Source organism: Agrobacterium genomosp. 2 str. CFBP 5494 (assembly GCF_900013495.1).
GTDB lineage: Bacteria > Pseudomonadota > Alphaproteobacteria > Rhizobiales > Rhizobiaceae > Agrobacterium > Agrobacterium pusense.
Genome location: NZ_LT009718.1, coordinates 1,185,957 through 1,204,318, shown reverse-complemented (window position 1 = coordinate 1,204,318; position 18,362 = coordinate 1,185,957). Strand labels below are relative to the sequence as shown.

Sequence of the window (18,362 nt, the reverse complement as noted above, 5' to 3'; positions counted from 1 at the left end):
CGTCGTGCTGCTGTTCTCCGTCGGCGAATTGCTGGAAGGCTTTGCCGCTGCCCGCGCCCGCTCTGGCATCAAGGCGCTCGGTTCGCTCTTGCCGAAAACGGCGATGGTGGAGGAAAACGGCGCGCTTCGGCAGGTCTCCGCCGATCAGGTGCGCATCGGCCAGGTGGTCGTGGCGCGCCCCGGTGACCGCATCGCCGCCGATGGCGTTGTGATGGACGGCCAGTCCAGCGTCGACGAATCGCCGATGACGGGTGAGAGCATTCCCGTCGCCAAGGACAAGGGCGACCGCGTCTTTGCCGGCTCGATCAACCATGACGGTTCGCTGCGCATCCGCGTCGACCGTGCGCCGGAAGACAATACCATTGCCCGCATCATCACGCTGGTCGAGGAAGCACAGGATGCCCGCGCCCCGACCGAGCGCTTCATCCAGAGCTTCTCGCGTTATTACATGCCGCTGATCGTCGCGATCTCGGTGCTGACCATCATCGTGCCGCCGCTCGCCGGTCTCGGTGACTGGGATACCTGGATTTACCGTGGTCTCGCGCTGCTCCTGATCGGTTGCCCCTGCGCGCTGGTCATCTCGGTTCCCGCCGCCATCGCCTCCAGCCTTTCGGCTGCGGCACGCCACGGTATGCTGGTGAAGGGCGGCGCGGTCATCGAAATGCTGGCGCGCACCGAAACCGTCGCCTTCGACAAGACCGGCACGCTGACGCTTGGTGAGCCTGTCGTGACGGATGTGATCACTGTTGATGGCAACGAGGCCGGGCTGATTGCGCAGGCCGCGACCATCGAGAACGTGTCGAGCCATCCGCTCGCCCGCGCGATCGTCAATCATGCCGAAAAGGCCGGCGTCAAGCCGCTGCCCGGCTCCAACATCAAGGCGATTTCCGGTCGCGGCATGCAGGGCAATGTCGGCGGCAAGGACCTGTTTATCGGCGCACCGCGCTTTGCGACTGAAGTCGGAACGCTCTCGAAGGATCTTGCCGATCGCATTTCCGCGCTGGAAAGCGAGGGCAAGACGGTCGCTGTCGTCATGGCCGGCGGCGCGGCAAGCGGCCTCTTCGCCATGCGCGACGAGCCGCGCAAGGACGCGGCCGAAGGCGTCAAGGCGCTGAAGGACATGGGCATTTCCTCGCTGATGCTGTCGGGTGACAATGCCCGCACCGCGCGTGCCATCGGCAACAAGCTTGGCCTTGAGGCGCGTGGTGAACTCCTGCCGCAGAACAAGGTTGAGGAAATCCGCAAGCTTGCCGAAAAGAAGACCGTTGTCATGGTGGGTGACGGCATTAACGATGCGCCGGCCCTTGCGGCGGCCAGCGTCGGTGTTGCCATCGGCTCGGGCACGGACGTGGCGATGGAAGCGGCGGATGCGGCGCTGATGCGCAACAATGTCGGCGACGCCGCCCGCCTCATCGGCCTCTCGCGCGCCACCATGAGCAATATCCGCCAGAACGTGACGATTGCGCTCGGCCTGAAGGCGGTGTTCCTGGTCACAACAGTTACCGGCCTTTCAGGCCTGTGGCTCGCAGTCTTTGCCGATACGGGCGCCACGGTTCTGGTGACCGCCAATGCCATGCGGCTGCTTGGATATTTCAACCGCAACAAGGGCTGACATTCCATTTGCGTGCAAGACGGCCGGGTCTCGTCCATCGAGGCCCGACCGTCTCATTTACGGCATATTGACAAACTAATTGCGTCCAATAAATACCGCGTACCGCCGTTTCCACGTGCGTGACAATCGATTCCACGCGCAGGAGCGCTGAACTTGGCAAAGCATGGCTATAACCGCATCGCGTACCGCGCGATCAAGATCGGTGGGAACATCGCCAAGGTCATTTTTTCCATCGATTTGTTCATCCGGCCCGGCAGGAGAAAGACGCTCCCGCAGTATCAGCCTGCCAGACGCAGCCCGAAATCGGAAAAAGCCATCCCTCGCATTATCTGGCAGACGAATTACTCCAATCGGGTCACGACGCCGATCTATGCGAATTTCCTGTTCAACCGCTGGCTGACGCCGGAATTCGAATATCGTTACCATGATGACGAGGCGTGCCAGGCCTATATCGACCGGCATTTTCCCGGACGTTACGCCGACGCCTTCCGTCGCCTGCAGGTGGGCGCCGCCAAGGCGGATTTCTGGCGTATTCTGGTGCTGCTGCAGGAAGGCGGCATCTATCTCGATATCGATTCCAATTTTGCGGCCCGCCCCGAAGATGTGATCGACCCGCAGGAAGAGGCCGTTTTCATCGCCATGAAAAGCGGCGAGATCACGAATTACTTCATGGCCTCCAGGCCCGGCCACCCGGCGCTCAGGCTGATGGCCGACCGTATTTCCCGGAATATCGAAGACGGAACGCTCGCCAGCGTCTATGACATGACCGGCCCGACGGTGGTGCATGCCGTCGTCAAGGAACTGGGGCTTCCGGTCCGCAACTACCGCGAAATGTGCACGCAGGGTCAGTTCACCAACAAGCGCGCCCAATATGCCGACAAAAAAGACGGCGCATGGTGGGCGGAGCAAGCCAAGACGTCCATCGTCAAGAACTAGGGCATCTCCGGTAAACGTGCGAAGCGGTCTGGCCGGACGTGCTCCTCAACCCCAGACGTTCCTAGACAGCGGCACAGTTCGCATTTCAGACGAAGGCGTTGAAAAGCCGGATGCTTTCCTCCACCGCATGCGGCACCACGCCGTTATGGGTGCCGGGCAACAGCTTCTTGTCGACCCTGAAACCCGAGGTCAGGGCGCGGTCCACAAAAAGCTGGTGATCGGCGTCGAAAGGTCGTTCCTCCGTGCCGCGCAACAGCAGTGCCGGACATTTGAGGCTGGGGCCGAAACAGACGGAGGAGCGCATGATGAATTCGCGTTCGTCGGTTTCGTCGAAACAGATCTCCTCGCTATAGCGGTTGAAATAGCGCCATGAATTGACGCCAGCGGATATGGGGGCCGCAGCACGGAATTTACGGCTCATGGCTGCCAGAAGCGTCAGCGTGCCGCCGTTGGAATGGCCGGCGATGAAGAAGCGAGCTCTGTCAATGCCGGGAAGATTTTCAAGATAGGTGGCCGCCGCCAGCGCATCCGAGGTTTCGTCGTAGAAGCCTGAATAATTGCCGTTCTGGCCGTTTTCGCCACGAAAGGACGGTAGCAGCACAACGAAGCCCGCTTCCCAATATGGCTTCATCAGCGCCCAATGGCCATCCCCGGTGGCGTTGCCGCCATGCAGGAAGAGGACGGCCGGTTTCAGTGTTTTTGACGGCTGGTAGTGGGAGAGCCAGGCGACAAGTTCAATCGAGCCATCCGGCCCGCCACGATAGGTGACACGCTCCGCCCCGGGCGGTGTGCCAAGCGCCGAGGATTTCTCCGGCGCCGCCATCTTGCGCAGCAGGTGGGTGTGGAAACGTCGGCGAGCCTCCGCATAATCCTGCCGTTCCAGCGGCAAGACTTCAGGTGTCGGAATGCCCGCTTTCACGGCGGGCGGCAGGATAACCGCTGCTGACAGCCCCATTGCGCCAGCGAGCAATCCGCGCCGCGTCATGCCCGGCGAGATCGTGCCGCTCTCTTCCTGTCCGAAGGGTGAGGAAAGAAAGCGTTTGTCTGCCATATGGTCACCTGACGAGGATGGTTGCATTAGCAGTTCAGCACTGCGGCGGGAGGCTGTCCAATCACGGATTCGCGAATGACAACAATGTATTCGCAGCCATCATGGCAATTTCTGGACGTCGCCTCGCCCCGACTGTGACGCCCAGGGAAATAAACAGGCGATCGTGCCACCCTAGCCTTCCGCACCGTCGATCATCGCCACCAGTGTTGAAAGCCTGTCGGCTTCGGCCGGCAACTTGTCGGCGCGCAGCCGGGCAATGCGGGGGAACCGCATGGCGACTCCGGATTTATGGCGGGTAGAGCGGTTGATGCCTTCGAAGGCAACTTCAAGCACGAAACCGAAATCCGGCGTGGCGCGCACCGCCCGCACCGGGCCGAAACGCTCGACGGTATTGTCGCGCACGAACTTGTCCAGCACCTCCAGTTCCGCATCGGTGAAACCGAAATAAGCCTTTCCGACAGGCACGAGCTGTTCGCCGTCCTCCCCCTCCGCCCAGACACCGAAGGTGAAATCGGAGTAATAGCTCGATCTTTTGCCGTGGCCACGCTGGGCATACATCATGACGGCGTCAATATTGTAAGGATCGCGTTTCCACTTGAACCAGGGGCCTTTGGCGCGCCCGGCCTGATAGGTGCTGTCGCGGCGCTTGATCATGACGCCCTCGATGACCGGATCGGGCGGTGCGGCGCGTAGCGTATCGAGCTCCTGCCAGCTGGAAAAGCCGATCAGCGGCGAGAGGTCGAAGCGGTCATGCGGTGCATGTTCGATAATGTCAGACAGCCGGCCGCGACGCTGCAGATAGGTCTGCGCGCGGATATCGCTCTCGCCGTCGAACAGCAGGTCATAGGCGCGGATGAAGGCGGGATAGTCGTCCAGCATCTTCGCCGTCACCGTCTTGCGGTTCAGTCGCTGCTGCAGGTCGGAAAAGGTTCGGGTGAGATTGTTGGACCGTGCCGTGCCGCCAATCAGCAGCTCACCATCCATCACACCTTCGAAATCGATCGCGTCAAGAACGTCAGGGAAGGCGCCTGAAATATCGTCGCCTGAACGGGAGTAGAGTTTCCGTGTCCCACCGGCGCGGGACAGTTGCACGCGAATACCGTCCCATTTCCATTCCGCCGCGTAGTCGGCGGGGTCCAGCCCATCGAGGTCGCCATCCGCCACCGGCGTCGCCAGCATCACCGAATGGAAGATGGCGGGCGTTGCCAGCACCGGGCGGTCCGCCTTACCCTCGAGCCACGCGAAAAGCGGCGTATAGGGCGGCGCCAGTCCGTGCCAAAGGGTTTCGATCTCGATGATGTCTTTCCCCGCAAAATCCGCCAGCGCCTGACGCGCCAGCCGGGCCGAAACGCCGATGCGCAGGCTGCCGGTGGCAAGTTTGAGGAAAGCGAAACGAGAGGACGTATCGAGCCGATCCAAGAGATCACGCACCGCACCGCGCACCTCGGTACGGCCAAGCGAATTCATCAGTGTCACCACTTCACCAAGACGCGGATCCTGTGCCTCTGAATCGTCAGCACCGCCGATATTGCCCCAGACCAGCGAAATGGTTTCGGCGAGATCGCCCACATAATCATAGGAATAGCGGAACAACACCTCGTCCATGCGTTCCAGCACCAGCTCGCGCAGCAGGGCCGGTTTGACGCTCTTGAGGTCCAGCGTGCCGGCAATGGCCGCCAGCCCGTAACCCCGGTCGGGATCGGGCGTATCGCGGAAATAATCGGTCAGCAGCTTCAGCTTGCCATTGCGCGACGGGGTGAGAACCAGGCGGTCAAGAAGAGTGGCGAAGGCTTTCATCTCAATCCCCCTCGTCCTCGTAACCAACGAGATGCAGTGGCTTGGCGGCGATGCCCTGCAATTCGCACCAGCGCACCAGCGCCTCCTCCCGGCCATGCGTGACCCAGACGGCCTGCGGGGAAATTTCCTTGATCGTCTCCAGCAGTTCCGGCCAGTCGCAATGGTCCGAGATCACCAGCGGCAATTCCACACCGCCCTGCTTTGCCCTCTGCCGCACCATCATCCAGCCGGACGCGAAGGCAATCAGTGGTTCGTTGAAGCGGCGCGCCCAGCGCTCCTGAAACGCCGAGGGCGGTCCGACGACAATCGCGCCCTTGAAGGCGGAAGGATCGCTTTTTTCCAGTGTTGCGGGCCTGAGATCCCCGAGATCGATACCCTGCGAGACGTAATAATCGCAGAGCCGCGCCAGCGCACCGTGGATATAGATCGGCTCGGCATAACCATTATCGCGCAGGAGCCTGATGACGCGCTGCGCCTTGCCCAGCGAATAGGCGCCGACAAGGTGCGTCCGCTCGGGAAACTGTTTGATGGAGGTGAGCAGCTTGGCCGTTTCCACACGCGGCAGCGGATGGTGAAATACTGGCAGGCCGAAGGTGGCTTCGGTGATGAAGACATCGCAGGGCACCGTCTCGAAGGGGGCGCAGGTGGGGTCGATGCCACGCTTGTAGTCGCCGGATGCGACGATGCGCATACCGTTCATTCCCACGGAAATCTGCGCCGAACCCAGAACATGGCCTGCCGGATGGAAACCGACGGTGACGCCGTTTACCTCCACCCTCTCGCCGAATGCGACCGCCTGCTCGCTGCCGCAGAAATCCTCACCATAACGGATGCGCATGATATCCAGCGTCTGGCGCGTGGCCAGCACAGCGCCATGGCCAGCGCGGGCGTGATCGGAATGACCATGGGTGATGAGCGCCCGCGCCACGGGCCGCACGGGATCGATATAAAAATCACCCGTCGGGCAATAAAGGCCCTTGGGCGTTGAATTCAAAAGCTGTTCCGGCTTCATGTTCATTGAGATAGGGCCGCCCGCGCGAATCTAAAGTGCTGCGAGCATAACGCGGAACGCGCGTTAAATTTCCAATGGGCGCGTTTTTGTTTTGCGGTCGCCTCCCTGTCATTTCGGCTTTGAGCCGGGACTGTATCGAGTTGTCGCCGCGGTTTGCACACAACATCAGCGCAAGACCGACTTAGAGGACAATCATGAGATTCGAGTTTGCAGAAACGTATCCGATCGGATACATTCTATGACGAACGATTTCGAGAAATCGGCAGAGTTCGACGAATGGCTGAAGGCTTTGAAAGATCGCACCGGAAAGGCGCGAATTCTTCATCGCCTTACCGCGGCCGAGCACGGGAATTTCGGCGATTGCGAGCCGGTCGGTGGGGGTGTTTCAGAAATGCGCATCCACTGTGGTCCGGGTTATCGGGTCTATTTCACACGCATTGGCAAGAGGGTGTATTTCCTTCTGGTCGGCGGAGACAAATCCTCGCAGAAGCGGGACATAAAGCGGGCAGTCGAGATGGCGCAAACAATAGGAAGGAATGACCGTGACGCAGTTTAGCAAATTCGATGTGTCGGACTACCTGGATAGCGATGAAGCCATGCTCGAATACCTGGCAGTGGCGATGGAAGACGAGAACCCCGACGTCTTCATCGCCGCCCTTGGCGCGGTCGCCAGAGCTCGCGGAATGTCGCATGTCGCGGATGCCGCAGGTCTCGGCCGGGAAAGTCTCTATAAGGCACTTAAGCCCGGTTCGAAGCTCCGCTACGAGACCGTGCAGAAAGTCCTGCATTCGCTAGGCTTCCGACTGGCCGTCGAAAAGTCATCGAACGCCGCGTAAGGCGGCGTTCACACACCGACCTTCGCGCCCTACTCCCCCGCCACTTCCGCCGGCTTCGCCTCAACCGCCGCCGGCAGTCGCACCGGTTTCAGCATCAGCGCCGCGGCAAGGCCGATGGCGGCGGTTGCGGCGGCCGCGAAGAAGAGCGGCGTGAACGCATCCGAGTAGAGCGAGGCGACGGCGGCCTGGGAGGCTGCGGGCAGTTCCGAGAGGATTTTTGGCGTCAATTCCTCGATTTTGCCGACACCGGGAATATCCACCGCCACACCCTTGAGGCTTGTGGATACGATGGCGCCATAGACCGAGATGGCGATGGCAGCACCACCCATGCGGGTCAGCGTTACCGCGCCGCTCGCCGCACCGATATCAGCCTTGGGTGCTGAATTCTGCACGCCGATGATCGGAGCCTGCTGGCCGAGGCCGACTGCGAAACCCTGCGCCAGCATCAGCACCGCGATCAGCCAAAGCGGCGTTCCCGCATGCATCTGCGTGAAGAGCAGCATGGCGATGACGTTGATTGTCAGGCCCGCAACCGAGAAGGGCTTGTAGACGCCGGTAATCGAAATCAGCCGTCCGGCCGAAAGCGAACCCATGACGATGCCGCCGGTGACCGCAATGAAGAACAGGCCGGCATGGGAGGGGGAAAGGCCGGTGGTCGTCTGCAGGAACAGGGCATAATAATTGACCATGCCGATGCCGATGCCGCCGCTGGTCAGCGAAACGATCATCAAAAGCGGAAAGGTGCTGTCTTTGAAGAGACGCAGCGGCACCACCGGTTCCGGCGCGCGGCGCTCCACCTGCACCCAGAGGAAAGCGGCGATGACGGCGAAGGCGATGATGCCGAGGCTGGGGGCTGCGATGAGCGAGCCGAACAATTCGCTGCTGTCCGCCCAGAAGACCACGCTGGCAATGGTGGCCGCCAAGAGGACCGCACCGAGATAATCGATCTTCGGCTGGCGCGCCGGGCGTCGGTAAGGCAGCATCAGCGCCAGACCGGCAATAACGATGATGCCGAGCGGCAGATTGATCAGGAAAATCGACCGCCAGCCAAAGAGATCACTCATCGTGCCGCCGAGGATCGGGCCGACACTGCCCGATGCCATGATGGTGAGGCTGGAATAGCTCTGGTAACGGGCGCGTTCACGCGGTTCGAACAGATCCGCATTGACGGAAAAGATCGATACCATGATGCCGCCGCCGCCAAGGCCCTGCAACACGCGGGCAGCAATCAGACTATCCATCGACCATGCCAGCCCGCAGGCGAGCGAACCAAGCGTGAAGATGACGACCGCCGCGATCATCACATATTTCCGGCCGAACAGATCGCCGAGCTTGCCATAGACAGGCATGACTGCGCTGGTCGCCAGCAGATAGGCAGAGCCGATCCAGCCGAAACGCTCCAGCGCGCCGAATTCACCGACGATGGTGGGCAGTGCCGTCGATACGATCTGGTTATCGAGGGTCGCCATGAACATGGCCAGCATCAGAAACAGAAAGACGATGAGCCTGCGGCGATGATCCGACACAAGCGGCGCCACGGGGGCGGTGGACATATCCATGAAAAATCTCGTTGGCTTCAGGCAGATTTGCTGTGACAATTTGTGTGCTATCAGCATATATATGTCAATGGCAAGTTTTTGACATCTGTGCTATTGCCGCTAAACGTGATCGGAAAACAGCATCGAAAGGGACGATGAAGCGTGGCGACTGAGGAAAACTGGAACGAGGATCTGCCCGAGGACATCAAGCGGATCGGCAATACGATGACGCGCATGCGCATCATGATCGGCCGCCGCATCATCGGCCGCATGGCGCTTGCCAGGCTCGCTCCAGGTCTCGAACTTTCCCATATCGACGTGCTCGACATTCTGCGCCGGGCGGAGGGCGATGTGACCGTGGGCGCGATTGCCGAGGGTATGCGCATCGATCCCTCACGCGGCAGCCGTGTGGTGGCGGATATGGTGGGACGCGGCCTGCTGAAACGCGGCGTTTCCCAGGAAGACGGCCGCCGCAGCATCGTAGAGATCACCCCGCTCGGCACCAGTCTCTTGCAGGAAATGCGTCGGACCAAGATGAGCGTCATCGAGGACGTGATGGATGGATGGCCCGCGGAGGATGTGGAGACATTCGCACGCCTGTTCGAGCGGTTCATCGACCGTTTCGAATGCCGGCTCTCGCCCGATACAGACCTCCTCCCGGATCAGAAAAAATCATAGTTGGCGCTGCGATCCACAGCTTCACTTTAGGAGGGCTAGACCGTAACTTGCCGCCATCTGACAGGTTGAAGGGGTAATTTCGATGTTGACGATTTACGGTGTCTACCGTTCCCGCGCCACACGCACATTATGGCTGGCGGGCGAACTCGGCATAGAATTCAAGCATGTGCCTGTGATACAGGCCCGCCGTCTTGCCGATCCGCTGGCTGCGGATGCGCCGCTCAACACGCTGTCTCCGGACTTCCTGGCCGTCAACCCGATGGGCACCATTCCCTGCATCGAGGATGACGGCATGGTGCTTTACGAATCCATGGCCATCAATCTCTACCTCGCCCGCAAATATGGCGGACCGCTTGCGCCGATCGATCTGAAGGAAGATGCGGCGATGCTGCAATGGTCCTTCTTTGCCGCGACCGAAGTGGAGACGAATTCGCTGAAGATTTCCTCCGCCATCGCCGAAGGCCTGTCGGAAAGTGATAGCGGCAAGGCCGTGATCGATGTTGCCAGCCGCCTGCTGAAGCGCCCCTTCCGGGTGCTGGAGCAGCATCTGTCCAGTCATGATTATCTGGTGGGCGACCGCTTTACCGTCGCCGATCTCAACGCGGCGGAAATCGTTCGTTACGCACAGGGCCACAAGCCGCTGTTCGACGCCCATCCAGCTCTGAAGGCCTGGCTGGATCGTTGCCAGGCCCGCACGGCGTTCAAGACGATGTGGGATACGCGCGCGGCCGAGGCGGCTTGAGCGATTAAGCCCCTTACCCCTCCGTGATGCCGGACCTGATCCGGCATCCAGCCAGCCCAAGTCCTTGGGCTGAAAGAACCCTTCTCGCCGCGCAGACGCGCGTCGGCTGGATGCCGGCTCAGGGCCGGAATGACGGAAATACTGAGCCTTTCAGCCCCTCTCCCCCGCGAGCGCCCGCTGCACCGCCGGCCGGTCGTTCATGCGGCGGAAGTGGTCGTGCACCTTGGGGAAACGGGCAATATCCACGCCGTCGCTTTCCAGCCATCCGGACATGACGAAAAGATAGGGATCGGCCACGGAATAGGCAGTGCCGAGAACCCATGGGCCACGCAGCATGCCGTGCTCGATCAGTTCGAAGCATTCACCCATGGTCTGCGGCACTTTCGCCTTCATATCCTCAAGCGAGCTCTCCTTGCTCGCCCAGCGACTGCCGCGCCGGCCGTGGGCATGGGCGACATGCACCGTCGAAGAAATGAAGGCGTTGAAGGACTGCATCAACGCGAATTCGAAGGGATCGTCGAGCGGCGCGAGTTTCTTCTCGGGCGCCATCTGGGCGATGAAGGCGAGGATGGCCGGCGTCTCCGTCAGCACGCCGCTTTCCGTCGCCAGTGCCGGCACGCGGCCCTTGGGATTGATCTTTAAAAATGCCTCGGAGCGTTGCTCGCCTTCCGCGAAATTGACGCGGTGGGCCTTGTAAGGCAGGCCGGATTCCTCAAGCACGATATGGCTGGCGCGGGAGCAGGAACCGGGGGAGAAAAACAATGTGAACATGGATATGCGACCTCCAAAGCAATGAAGCGCCCGCTTCTTCCTCATGCGGACACCGCCCCGCGAGGGCCATGGGGTGGCCGTCATGTGCGGGGCGCGACATCATCGTGCCGGCAAACGGCCGCGTCAAAGGTTATTTAGAGACCGACGACCCTGATATCGCCGACATGGATGCCGTTCCAGTTCCGCATCTGCCGGTTCGCCATGCCGCTCAGCGCCTGTTGTTCGGCGCTGCCTTCATCGAAATAGCGGGCGAGCAATGCCGAAACCATGGCTTCCGCCGCACGCGTCGTGCCGTCTTCGCATTTCACCGCCATGGCGATGCCCTTTTCCGGCATGGCGGCGACGAAGACGCCTTCCGCGCCGGTCTTGGCGAAAATCTTGCCCGGCGCGATCTGCATCAGCTTCGTGCAGGCGCGGCCGGTGCCTGCCACATAGAAGGGTTCTGCCATGCAGGCCTCCATGAGCCGGCGCGAGGCGCTCGCCCGGCCGGCTTCCAGCCCCCTGCCCGTCGCCATCTTTGCGAAACCATGTGCCAGCCCTTTGAGCGGCACCGCATAGGTCGGGATGGAGCAGCCGTCCACGCCGCAATTGTCGTGACCCAGCGCAGCACCCGTCAGGCTCTCCATCGTCGCGCGGATTTCCTGCTGCAGCGGGTGGTCATAACCGACATAGCCCTTGGGGTCCGTTCCGGTATGACAGCAGGCGCAGATGAAGCCTGAATGTTTACCGGAGCAATTATTGTGAAGCGCCGTCGGCTTTTCCAGCGTGCGGGCCTGATGGATGATGGTTTTCTGGTCGGAGGACCAGTGCGCGCCGCATTCCAGCGTATCCACATCCCTGCCCGCCTTGGCGAGCATAGAAGCGGCAAGTTCCGCATGTGCGTCCTCGCCGGAATGGGACGAACAGGCAAGCGCCAGCTCGCGGCTGCCGAATTGATAGGCGTCCGCGGCACCGCTTTCCACCAGCGGCAGGGCCTGCATGGCCTTGCAGGCCGAACGCGGGAAGATGCCACGTTCCAGATCTCCCGTGGAAAACAGCACGGCGCCATCGCCATCCACCACTACCGCAAGGCCCCTGTGGCGGCTTTCCACGAGATTGCCCCTGACGACTTCGACGGTAACGGAATTGTTCATTCTCTCAGCCTCAAAAAATTCTGATTTTATGTTGTTGATACCGCAATTGATTTTTCGATGCACGGGGCTGCCGGTGAAATTTGCAAAACGTCTGCTGCTGGCGATTGCCATCATCTATCTGCTGCCGGCACTGGCATCGGCCGGACTGTGGGCCATGAAGGACCATCCGCGCGGCTGGAATGCCGCCAGATGGTCATCGTCAGGCATGCTGCCGGCGGCTTCGAGCGACGGGCAAGCCGCCGTCTACGTCTTTTCCGCCATGACCGGCGGCTTCAAGGGCTCGGTTGCCAGCCACGCCTGGGTCGTGCTGAAAAAGCCGGGCGCTACGAGCTATGACCGTTATGACAAGGTGGGCTGGGGCACGCCGATCCGCCATAATGGATATGCGGCGGACGCCTATTGGTATTCCAACATGCCGCGCCAGGTGGTGGCCATTCACGGCGTAGAGGCGGAAAAGCTGATCCCCAAGATCGAAAAGGCGATTGCCGACTATCCCTATGGCAAGCCGGGCGGCTATCGCATCTATCCCGGCCCCAACTCCAACACCTTTGTTGCCCATGTGCTGCGCAGCGTGCCCGAGCTCGGCGTCGTGCTGCCGCCGGATGCGGTCGGCCGCGACTATCTGCCGGACGGTGCATTTTACCACATCGCCGACGACTGGAAGGATGCAAGCGTTTCGCTCGGCGGCCTGTTCGGCATTTCGGCGGGTGCGCGCAGCGGCTTCGAGATCAATTTCCTCGGTCTTGTCGCGGGCATCGATTTCGCCCGGCCGGGCGTGAAGATACCCGGGCTTGGTTATTTCGGCGTGGCGGGCGTCAGGGCTTGAGCCATCACGTTTCAGTGGCCTGAGCGGCGCGTCTGGCGCGGATGCTCTGGGCGATGAAGACCCGTGACAGGCCGTGATAAAGCGGTTCGCGAGAGAAAAGCCGAGACGTCAGATATCCCAGCATCGATGCGGCCATGATGGGTATGACGCCTTCATGATTACCGGTCATTTCGAGGATGATGACAAAGGCCGTCATCGGCGCCTGCACAACGCCGGCAAAATAACCCGCCATGCCGACGATGGCGCCAAGGCCGATGCTGGTGCCGAGCAAGCTCGCCATGGTGCTGCCGAAACCCGCACCGACCGACAGAGACGGCGCGAAAATGCCGCCGGGGATGCCCGACATCATGGCAAGGAAAGTCGCCGCCAGTTTTTCGATGAAGAAGAACGACGGTGCGGCTTGCCCCTCTATCGCCGCACGGGCCTGCTCGTAACCGGTTCCGAAGGTCGCGCCGCTTGTTGCGATGCCGAGGATGGCGGAAGCAAGGCCGCAGGCGGCGGCAACCGCCAGCATTCGCTTCAGGGGCATGGTCTGGGCGAAACGGCGGATACGTGCAGAGAGGCGCAACGCACCAGCGCTGAAAAGAGCGCCAAATGCACCACCGCCGACACCGCAGACAAGCACCAGCAGCCAGTCCATCGTCGTTTTCGCCATGACGGAGCTGGTGCCGAAATAGGTATAGCTGCCGACCAGAGCCAGCGATGCAAGGCCCGACAGGATGACGGCCGTCAGCACAAGGCCGTTGGCGCGGGATTCATAAGTCTTACTCATCTCCTCGATGGCAAAGACAATGCCTGCGAGCGGCGTGTTGAAGGCCGCCGCAATGCCCGCGGCCGAACCGGCTAGGATGAGACCCTTGGCCTGCGCCATGCCGCCCCAGCGAGCGGCCTGCAGCATGATCGAGGCCCCCACCTGAACCGTCGGCCCCTCACGGCCAATCGACGCGCCGGAGAGCAGACCGGCGACGGTGAGCACCACCTTGCCAAAAGCAAGCTTCAGCGACAGAAGCCGCGAACGATCCGCATCATCCCGCAGGTGCCGGGCGGCGATGGCCTGCGGAATGCCGCTACCGCCGGCATTGGGGAAAACCGTGATCGCGAGCCAGGCGCAGAGCGTAAAGCCGAGCGGCGTGATGATGAGCGGCAGCAGAAACGCCCATTCGCCTGAGGACGTGGCCGCGAAGAAGAGGTGCTGGGCGCGATCCGCTGCCCAAGCGAAACCGACGCTGATAAGGCCAACTGCAATAGCGCCAATCCAGAAAACCGCCCTTGGCTTCCAAATCCGCCATGAACCCCAGACAACACGGGAACGGCGGAGCATTTTCAGCTTCTTATAATCGACGGGCATGGGGATCCAGATGAGTGATTTCGGCAGAGGCAGGCGGAAAGACCTTTTATCTGCCTGCCGACCGAGCTTTGCAAGTTTTGGATTTGACTTTTACCGAGCGTCGCGACATCATCTGCATCGCAAATGCAACGCACGGAGAGACAAGATGAAAACCGCAACTTTGCCTTCGCTGCGTGTGACCGCGGATTTCCGCGAGGCGGCAGAAAGCGTGCTGAAGGACGGCGAAACGCTATCGTCATTTGTCGAGGATTCGGTCCGCAGGCAGGTGCAAATCCGCAAATCGCAGGCGGAGTTCATCGCGCGCGGGCTGGCGTCGCTTGAGGAAGCGGAGCGCACTGGCGTCTATTATAGCACCGACGATGTTCTTTCGATGATGCAAAGAAAACTCGATGCTGCAAAAGCCGCTAAACGGAAATGACATATCAGCTTCGTTATACCGAAGAAGCACTGGCGGATTTCGATCGCATCTATGATTTTCTGATCGCATACGACATCAATGTGGCCGAGAAGGCCATTCACGCCATAAGAGCAGGATTAGAGATTCTCAGCGATTTTCCCTTCAGTTGCCGTAAGGCGTCTTCTGAAAACGGGCTGATACGTGAACTCCTCGTGCCGTTCGGGTCATCCGGCTATATCGTGCTGTTCCGCATCGACGGCCCGGAAACAGTAACCATTGCCGCCGTTCGCCACCAGCGCGAGGATGATTATCATTGACCTCACCGGTCGCTGACAGCCGCGCGTGGGTTCAACCACGGCTCCTGATTGGAGCGCGGCAGTGGGGTTTTGCCGAGAATGTGGTCCGCGGCCTTTTCGCCCGTCATGATGGAGGGGCCGTTGAGATTACCATAGGTCACGTGCGGGAAGATCGAGCTGTCTGCTACGCGCAGGCCCTCGACACCGATCACGCGGCATTCGGGATCGACAACCGCCATCGGGTCGTTTCTGTCGCCCATGCGGCAGGTGCCGCAGGGATGGTAAGCGCTTTCCAGATGCTCGCGCAGGAAGGCATCGATCTGCTCATCGGTCTCGATATTTTCACCGGGCTGGATTTCCGGGCCACGGAATTCGTCGAATGCTTTCTGGCCAAAAATTTCGCGCGTGAGGCGCACGCAGTGGCGGAATTTCTCCCAATCCTCGGGGTGGCTCATATAGTTGAAACGAATGACCGGCTCATCTGAGGGATCCGCGGAGCGCAAGGTGACGTTGCCGCGCGATTTCGACAGGTTGTAGCCGACATGCGCCTGAAAACCATGGCTTTTCGCCGCCGCCTTGCCGTCATAGGAGATGGCGACGGGCAAGAAATGATACTGGATGTCAGGTTGCTTGAGCCCGGGGGCGGAGCGCAGGAAGGCGCAGGCCTCGAACTGGTTGGAAGCACCGAGGCCGCCTTTCGACAGCAGCCATTGCGCACCGGCCACACCCTGCCAGAACCACGGAAGCCACGAATAAAGCGAGACCGGCTTGGTGGAGACCTGCTGGAAATAAAACTCCATATGGTCCTGGAGATTGGCGCCGACGCCGGGGCGATCCGCCTTCACCTCGATGCCCATGTCTTTCAGATGGGCGGCGGGGCCGATGCCCGAGAGCATCAGCAGCTTCGGCGAATTGAAGGAGGAGGCCGAGACGATGACCTCGCGACCGGCCTTGATCGTCTCCACCACACCCTTGCGCTCGATTTCGACACCAACGGCGCGGCCGTTCTCGATGACCACCTTGCGGGCAAAACCGTTGACCAGCGTGACATTGCCGCGCTTCAGCGCCGGTTTGAGATAGGCATTGGCGGCGGACCAGCGACGGCCATTGTGAATGGTCTGCTCCATCAGGCCGAAACCTTCCTGTTTGGAGCCGTTATAGTCATCCGTCAGTTCAAACCCCGCTTGGGCGCCGGCCTGAATGAAGGCGTGAAACAGGGGGTTATTGACCGGCCCGCGCTGCACATGCAGCGGCCCATCCGTGCCACGCCAGCCTTCCTCGCCGCCATGGCTATGTTCCATGCGCTTGAAATAAGGCAGCACATCCGCATAGGCCCAACCCTGCGCGCCAAGCTCTTCCCAGCGATTGAAATCCTCGGCATGGCCGCGGACGTAAACGAGGCCGTTGATGGAGGACGAACCGCCGATGACCTTGCCACGCGGGGCGGTGATGCGGCGATTGTTGAGATTGGGCTCGGGTTCGGAGAGATAACCCCAATTGTAGCGCTTCATGCTCATCGGCCAGGCGAGAGCCGCCGGCATCTGGATGAAGGGGCCGAAATCGGAACCGCCGGCCTCGATGACGATGACGGAATAGCGACCATCTTCCGACAGGCGGTAGGCGATGGCGGACCCTGCGGAGCCGGAGCCGACGATGACGTAATCTGCTTGCATTGTTGCTCTCTCCGATGAGCGGTTGTTCCGATCAATTGACTGTCAGAGGGTGGGTTACCCCCCTCTGCCCTGCCGGGCATCTCCCCCTCAAGGGGGGAGATCGGCCAGCGGCGCTACCACCGCTCCATTCGCAAACTTGGAGGTGGGCGGGACCTCGCCTCACGTCGATCTCCCCCCTTGTGGGGGAGATGTCCGGCAGGACAGAGGGGGGTGAAGCCCCAACCACCACCGTTTAATAAGGCGCGTCCACCTTCCCCGTGCTCACATAAACCGTCTTCAACTCGCTATAATGCTCCAGCGCCGCCGCCGAATTCTCGCGGCCGAAGCCGGATTGCTTGGAGCCGCCGAAGGGGATTTCCACCGGGCAGAGATTGTACGTATTGATCCACAGCGTGCCCGCCTCCAGCTGATCCACCACGCGGTGGGCGCGGGCGAGATCGGCGGTGAAGACGCCGCCGGCCAGCCCGAATTCGGTGGCGTTGGCGCGGGCGAGAACCTCTTCCTCGTCATCAAAATCCAGCACACACATGACGGGCCCGAAGATTTCCTCGCGGGCGATCGTCATGTCGTCGGTCACGTCAGCGAACACCGTGGGCTGAACGTAGGCGCCCTCACCCGCGACATTGTTGGGGATGCCGCCGCCGGTGATGAGCGTCGCACCTTCCGCCTTGCCCTTTTCGATTAAACCGAGAACCTTCTCCTGCTGGGCCTTGGAGACCAGCGGGCCGAGATGGGTGGCGTAGTCAAGGGGATCGCCAAGGATCATTGCTTCCGTGCGGCTTTTCAGGTTTTCGAGGAAGCGGGCCTTCGCCTTTTTCTGCACGAAGACACGCGTTCCGTTGGAGCACACCTGCCCGGAGGAGTAGAAATTGCCGAGCATCGCACCGCCGACGGCGCTTTCGATATCGGCATCATCGAAGACGATCAGCGGCGACTTGCCGCCGAGTTCCATCGTGACATGCTTCAGATGCCCGGCGGCAGCGGCGGCCACCTTGCGGCCGGTCGGCACCGAGCCGGTGAGCGAGACCTTCGCCACATCCGGGTGATTGACGAGCAGCGGCCCCGTATCACGATCCCCCTGAATGACATTGAACAAGCCTTTGGGAAGACCCGCTTCGATAAGGATTTCAGCAATCTTCAGCGCGCCGAGCGGGGTGTTTTCCGAAGGCTTGAAGACCATGGCATTGCCGGCGACGAGCGCAGGCGCGGCCTTCCAGCAGGCGATCTGCTGCGGATAGTTCCACGCGCCAATGCCGACGCAGACGCCGAGCGGCACACGTTTCGTATAGGCGAAATCGCCGCCGAGCGGGATGTAATCGCCATTCAATGCGGAAGGGGCGATACCGCCGAAAAATTCGAAGGCATCCGCACCCGAGGTCGGATCGGCGACGATGGTTTCCTGAATGGGCTTGCCGGTATCCAGCGTTTCCAGCGTCGAAAGCGCCTCATTGCGTTCGCGCATGATATCGGCGGCGCGTTTGAGGATGCGGCCACGCGCCATGGGGCTCATTGCCGCCCATTCCTTCTGGGCGCGCTTGGCCGAGGCGATGGCACGCTCGACAATCGCCGGCGTTGCGGCGTGAAGCCGGGCGATGATCTCGCCGGTTGCGGGGTAGATGCTCTCGAATGGCGTGCCTGTATTATCCTCGACATAATCGCCGTCGATGAAATGCGAGGCTTTCGGCTGCGCCCTGAGTGGCGTGGCGATGGTCATGT

Annotated in this window: 18 protein-coding genes; 9 read left to right on the top strand and 9 right to left on the bottom strand. The window is 61.1% G+C overall.

The genetic code is table 11. The features are described from left to right. Both AGR2A_RS05710 and AGR2A_RS05705 read left to right on the top strand, forming a co-directional pair. Positions 1-1,612 (top strand): heavy metal translocating P-type ATPase (locus tag AGR2A_RS05710; RefSeq protein ID WP_080822491.1); only part of this gene is annotated, 1,612 nt, incomplete at its 5' end. Positions 1,613-1,765: 153 nt separating this feature from the next. Further along, positions 1,766-2,548 (top strand): glycosyltransferase family 32 protein, encoded by a 783-nt coding sequence (locus AGR2A_RS05705; protein WP_072494134.1) that lies wholly within the window; start codon positions 1,766-1,768, stop codon positions 2,546-2,548. An 85-nt stretch (positions 2,549-2,633) separates the two neighbouring features. Here AGR2A_RS05705 and AGR2A_RS05700 read toward each other — a convergent pair whose 3' ends face one another. The 3 genes from AGR2A_RS05700 to AGR2A_RS05690 form a co-directional block, all read right to left on the bottom strand. Beyond that, positions 2,634-3,599 carry an alpha/beta hydrolase family protein gene (locus AGR2A_RS05700; protein WP_022555787.1) on the bottom strand — a complete coding sequence of 322 codons (966 nt, stop codon included), beginning with the start codon at positions 3,597-3,599 and terminating at the stop codon, positions 2,634-2,636. A gap of 171 nt (positions 3,600-3,770) precedes the next feature. Then, positions 3,771-5,396 carry a cisplatin damage response ATP-dependent DNA ligase gene (locus AGR2A_RS05695; protein WP_072494133.1) on the bottom strand — a complete coding sequence of 542 codons (1,626 nt, stop codon included), beginning with the start codon at positions 5,394-5,396 and terminating at the stop codon, positions 3,771-3,773. Position 5,397: 1 nt separating this feature from the next. Further along, on the bottom strand, positions 5,398-6,408 hold the full coding sequence (locus tag AGR2A_RS05690; RefSeq protein WP_072494883.1) for a ligase-associated DNA damage response exonuclease: 1,011 nt from the start codon (positions 6,406-6,408) through the stop codon (positions 5,398-5,400). Positions 6,409-6,646: 238 nt separating this feature from the next. On the opposite strand from AGR2A_RS05690, the gene AGR2A_RS05685 reads away from it, so the two are divergent. Together AGR2A_RS05685 and AGR2A_RS05680 are read left to right on the top strand one after the other, a co-directional pair. Beyond that, a complete protein-coding gene (locus AGR2A_RS05685; protein WP_072494132.1) occupies positions 6,647-6,964 on the top strand; it encodes a type II toxin-antitoxin system RelE/ParE family toxin in 318 nt (105 codons plus the stop codon). After that, positions 6,945-7,244 (top strand): addiction module antidote protein, encoded by a 300-nt coding sequence (locus tag AGR2A_RS05680; protein ID WP_072494131.1) that lies wholly within the window; start codon positions 6,945-6,947, stop codon positions 7,242-7,244. Before AGR2A_RS05685 ends, AGR2A_RS05680 begins: the two co-directional genes overlap by 20 nt. A 29-nt stretch (positions 7,245-7,273) precedes the next feature. Here AGR2A_RS05680 and AGR2A_RS05675 read toward each other — a convergent pair whose 3' ends face one another. Next, positions 7,274-8,803 (bottom strand): MDR family MFS transporter, encoded by a 1,530-nt coding sequence (locus AGR2A_RS05675; protein WP_006700017.1) that lies wholly within the window; start codon positions 8,801-8,803, stop codon positions 7,274-7,276. Positions 8,804-8,944: 141 nt separating this feature from the next. On the opposite strand from AGR2A_RS05675, the gene AGR2A_RS05670 reads away from it, so the two are divergent. Beyond that, positions 8,945-9,460, top strand: coding sequence for a MarR family winged helix-turn-helix transcriptional regulator (locus AGR2A_RS05670; RefSeq protein ID WP_006700016.1), 516 nt, complete (start codon positions 8,945-8,947; stop codon positions 9,458-9,460). 82 nt (positions 9,461-9,542) lie between these two features. Continuing rightward, positions 9,543-10,202, top strand: a complete 660-nt coding sequence (locus AGR2A_RS05665; protein WP_004440482.1) for a glutathione S-transferase family protein — start codon at positions 9,543-9,545, stop codon at positions 10,200-10,202. A 150-nt stretch (positions 10,203-10,352) separates the two neighbouring features. Here AGR2A_RS05665 and AGR2A_RS05660 read toward each other — a convergent pair whose 3' ends face one another. Further along, positions 10,353-10,973 (bottom strand): glutathione S-transferase family protein, encoded by a 621-nt coding sequence (locus tag AGR2A_RS05660; protein WP_072494130.1) that lies wholly within the window; start codon positions 10,971-10,973, stop codon positions 10,353-10,355. Between the two features lie 134 nt (positions 10,974-11,107). Beyond that, complete coding sequence (locus AGR2A_RS05655; RefSeq protein WP_072494129.1) at positions 11,108-12,106, bottom strand: asparaginase; 999 nt, start codon at positions 12,104-12,106, stop codon at positions 11,108-11,110. Between the two features lie 73 nt (positions 12,107-12,179). Between AGR2A_RS05655 and AGR2A_RS05650 the strand changes: the two genes are divergently transcribed. Then, on the top strand, positions 12,180-12,932 hold the full coding sequence (locus tag AGR2A_RS05650; protein ID WP_072494882.1) for a DUF3750 domain-containing protein: 753 nt from the start codon (positions 12,180-12,182) through the stop codon (positions 12,930-12,932). Positions 12,933-12,936: 4 nt separating this feature from the next. Here AGR2A_RS05650 and AGR2A_RS05645 read toward each other — a convergent pair whose 3' ends face one another. Then, positions 12,937-14,280 carry a chloride channel protein gene (locus AGR2A_RS05645; protein ID WP_072494128.1) on the bottom strand — a complete coding sequence of 448 codons (1,344 nt, stop codon included), beginning with the start codon at positions 14,278-14,280 and terminating at the stop codon, positions 12,937-12,939. Positions 14,281-14,425: 145 nt separating this feature from the next. On the opposite strand from AGR2A_RS05645, the gene AGR2A_RS05640 reads away from it, so the two are divergent. Both AGR2A_RS05640 and AGR2A_RS05635 read left to right on the top strand, forming a co-directional pair. Continuing rightward, positions 14,426-14,698 carry a YlcI/YnfO family protein gene (locus AGR2A_RS05640; protein ID WP_022555781.1) on the top strand — a complete coding sequence of 91 codons (273 nt, stop codon included), beginning with the start codon at positions 14,426-14,428 and terminating at the stop codon, positions 14,696-14,698. Then, complete coding sequence (locus tag AGR2A_RS05635) at positions 14,695-14,994, top strand: type II toxin-antitoxin system RelE/ParE family toxin (RefSeq protein WP_072494127.1); 300 nt, start codon at positions 14,695-14,697, stop codon at positions 14,992-14,994. The genes AGR2A_RS05640 and AGR2A_RS05635 overlap by 4 nt, the downstream gene beginning before the upstream one ends. Before the next feature lie 2 nt (positions 14,995-14,996). Here AGR2A_RS05635 and betA read toward each other — a convergent pair whose 3' ends face one another. Both betA and betB read right to left on the bottom strand, forming a co-directional pair. Further along, positions 14,997-16,646, bottom strand: a complete 1,650-nt coding sequence (gene betA, locus AGR2A_RS05630) for a choline dehydrogenase (RefSeq protein WP_072494126.1) — start codon at positions 16,644-16,646, stop codon at positions 14,997-14,999. 232 nt (positions 16,647-16,878) lie between these two features. Then, on the bottom strand, positions 16,879-18,360 hold the full coding sequence (betB, locus tag AGR2A_RS05625) for a betaine-aldehyde dehydrogenase (protein WP_072494125.1): 1,482 nt from the start codon (positions 18,358-18,360) through the stop codon (positions 16,879-16,881). Positions 18,361-18,362 lie beyond the last annotated feature (2 nt).

Excerpts from the sequence above, each read along its gene's own strand:
- betA (WP_072494126.1), bottom strand. The coding sequence starts at position 16,646 with ATGCAAGCAGATTACGTCATCGTCGGCTCCGGCTCCGCAGGGTCCGCC.
- AGR2A_RS05655 (WP_072494129.1), bottom strand. The coding sequence starts at position 12,106 with ATGAACAATTCCGTTACCGTCGAAGTCGTCAGGGGCAATCTCGTGGAA.
- AGR2A_RS05690 (WP_072494883.1), bottom strand. The coding sequence starts at position 6,408 with ATGAAGCCGGAACAGCTTTTGAATTCAACGCCCAAGGGCCTTTATTGC.
- AGR2A_RS05645 (WP_072494128.1), bottom strand. The coding sequence starts at position 14,280 with ATGCCCGTCGATTATAAGAAGCTGAAAATGCTCCGCCGTTCCCGTGTT.
- AGR2A_RS05695 (WP_072494133.1), bottom strand. The coding sequence starts at position 5,396 with ATGAAAGCCTTCGCCACTCTTCTTGACCGCCTGGTTCTCACCCCGTCG.
- betB (WP_072494125.1), bottom strand. The coding sequence starts at position 18,360 with ATGACCATCGCCACGCCACTCAGGGCGCAGCCGAAAGCCTCGCATTTC.
- AGR2A_RS05640 (WP_022555781.1), top strand. The coding sequence starts at position 14,426 with ATGAAAACCGCAACTTTGCCTTCGCTGCGTGTGACCGCGGATTTCCGC.
- AGR2A_RS05675 (WP_006700017.1), bottom strand. The coding sequence starts at position 8,803 with ATGGATATGTCCACCGCCCCCGTGGCGCCGCTTGTGTCGGATCATCGC.
- AGR2A_RS05665 (WP_004440482.1), top strand. The coding sequence starts at position 9,543 with ATGTTGACGATTTACGGTGTCTACCGTTCCCGCGCCACACGCACATTA.
- AGR2A_RS05635 (WP_072494127.1), top strand. The coding sequence starts at position 14,695 with ATGACATATCAGCTTCGTTATACCGAAGAAGCACTGGCGGATTTCGAT.
- AGR2A_RS05680 (WP_072494131.1), top strand. The coding sequence starts at position 6,945 with ATGACCGTGACGCAGTTTAGCAAATTCGATGTGTCGGACTACCTGGAT.
- AGR2A_RS05685 (WP_072494132.1), top strand. The coding sequence starts at position 6,647 with ATGACGAACGATTTCGAGAAATCGGCAGAGTTCGACGAATGGCTGAAG.
- AGR2A_RS05660 (WP_072494130.1), bottom strand. The coding sequence starts at position 10,973 with ATGTTCACATTGTTTTTCTCCCCCGGTTCCTGCTCCCGCGCCAGCCAT.
- AGR2A_RS05700 (WP_022555787.1), bottom strand. The coding sequence starts at position 3,599 with ATGGCAGACAAACGCTTTCTTTCCTCACCCTTCGGACAGGAAGAGAGC.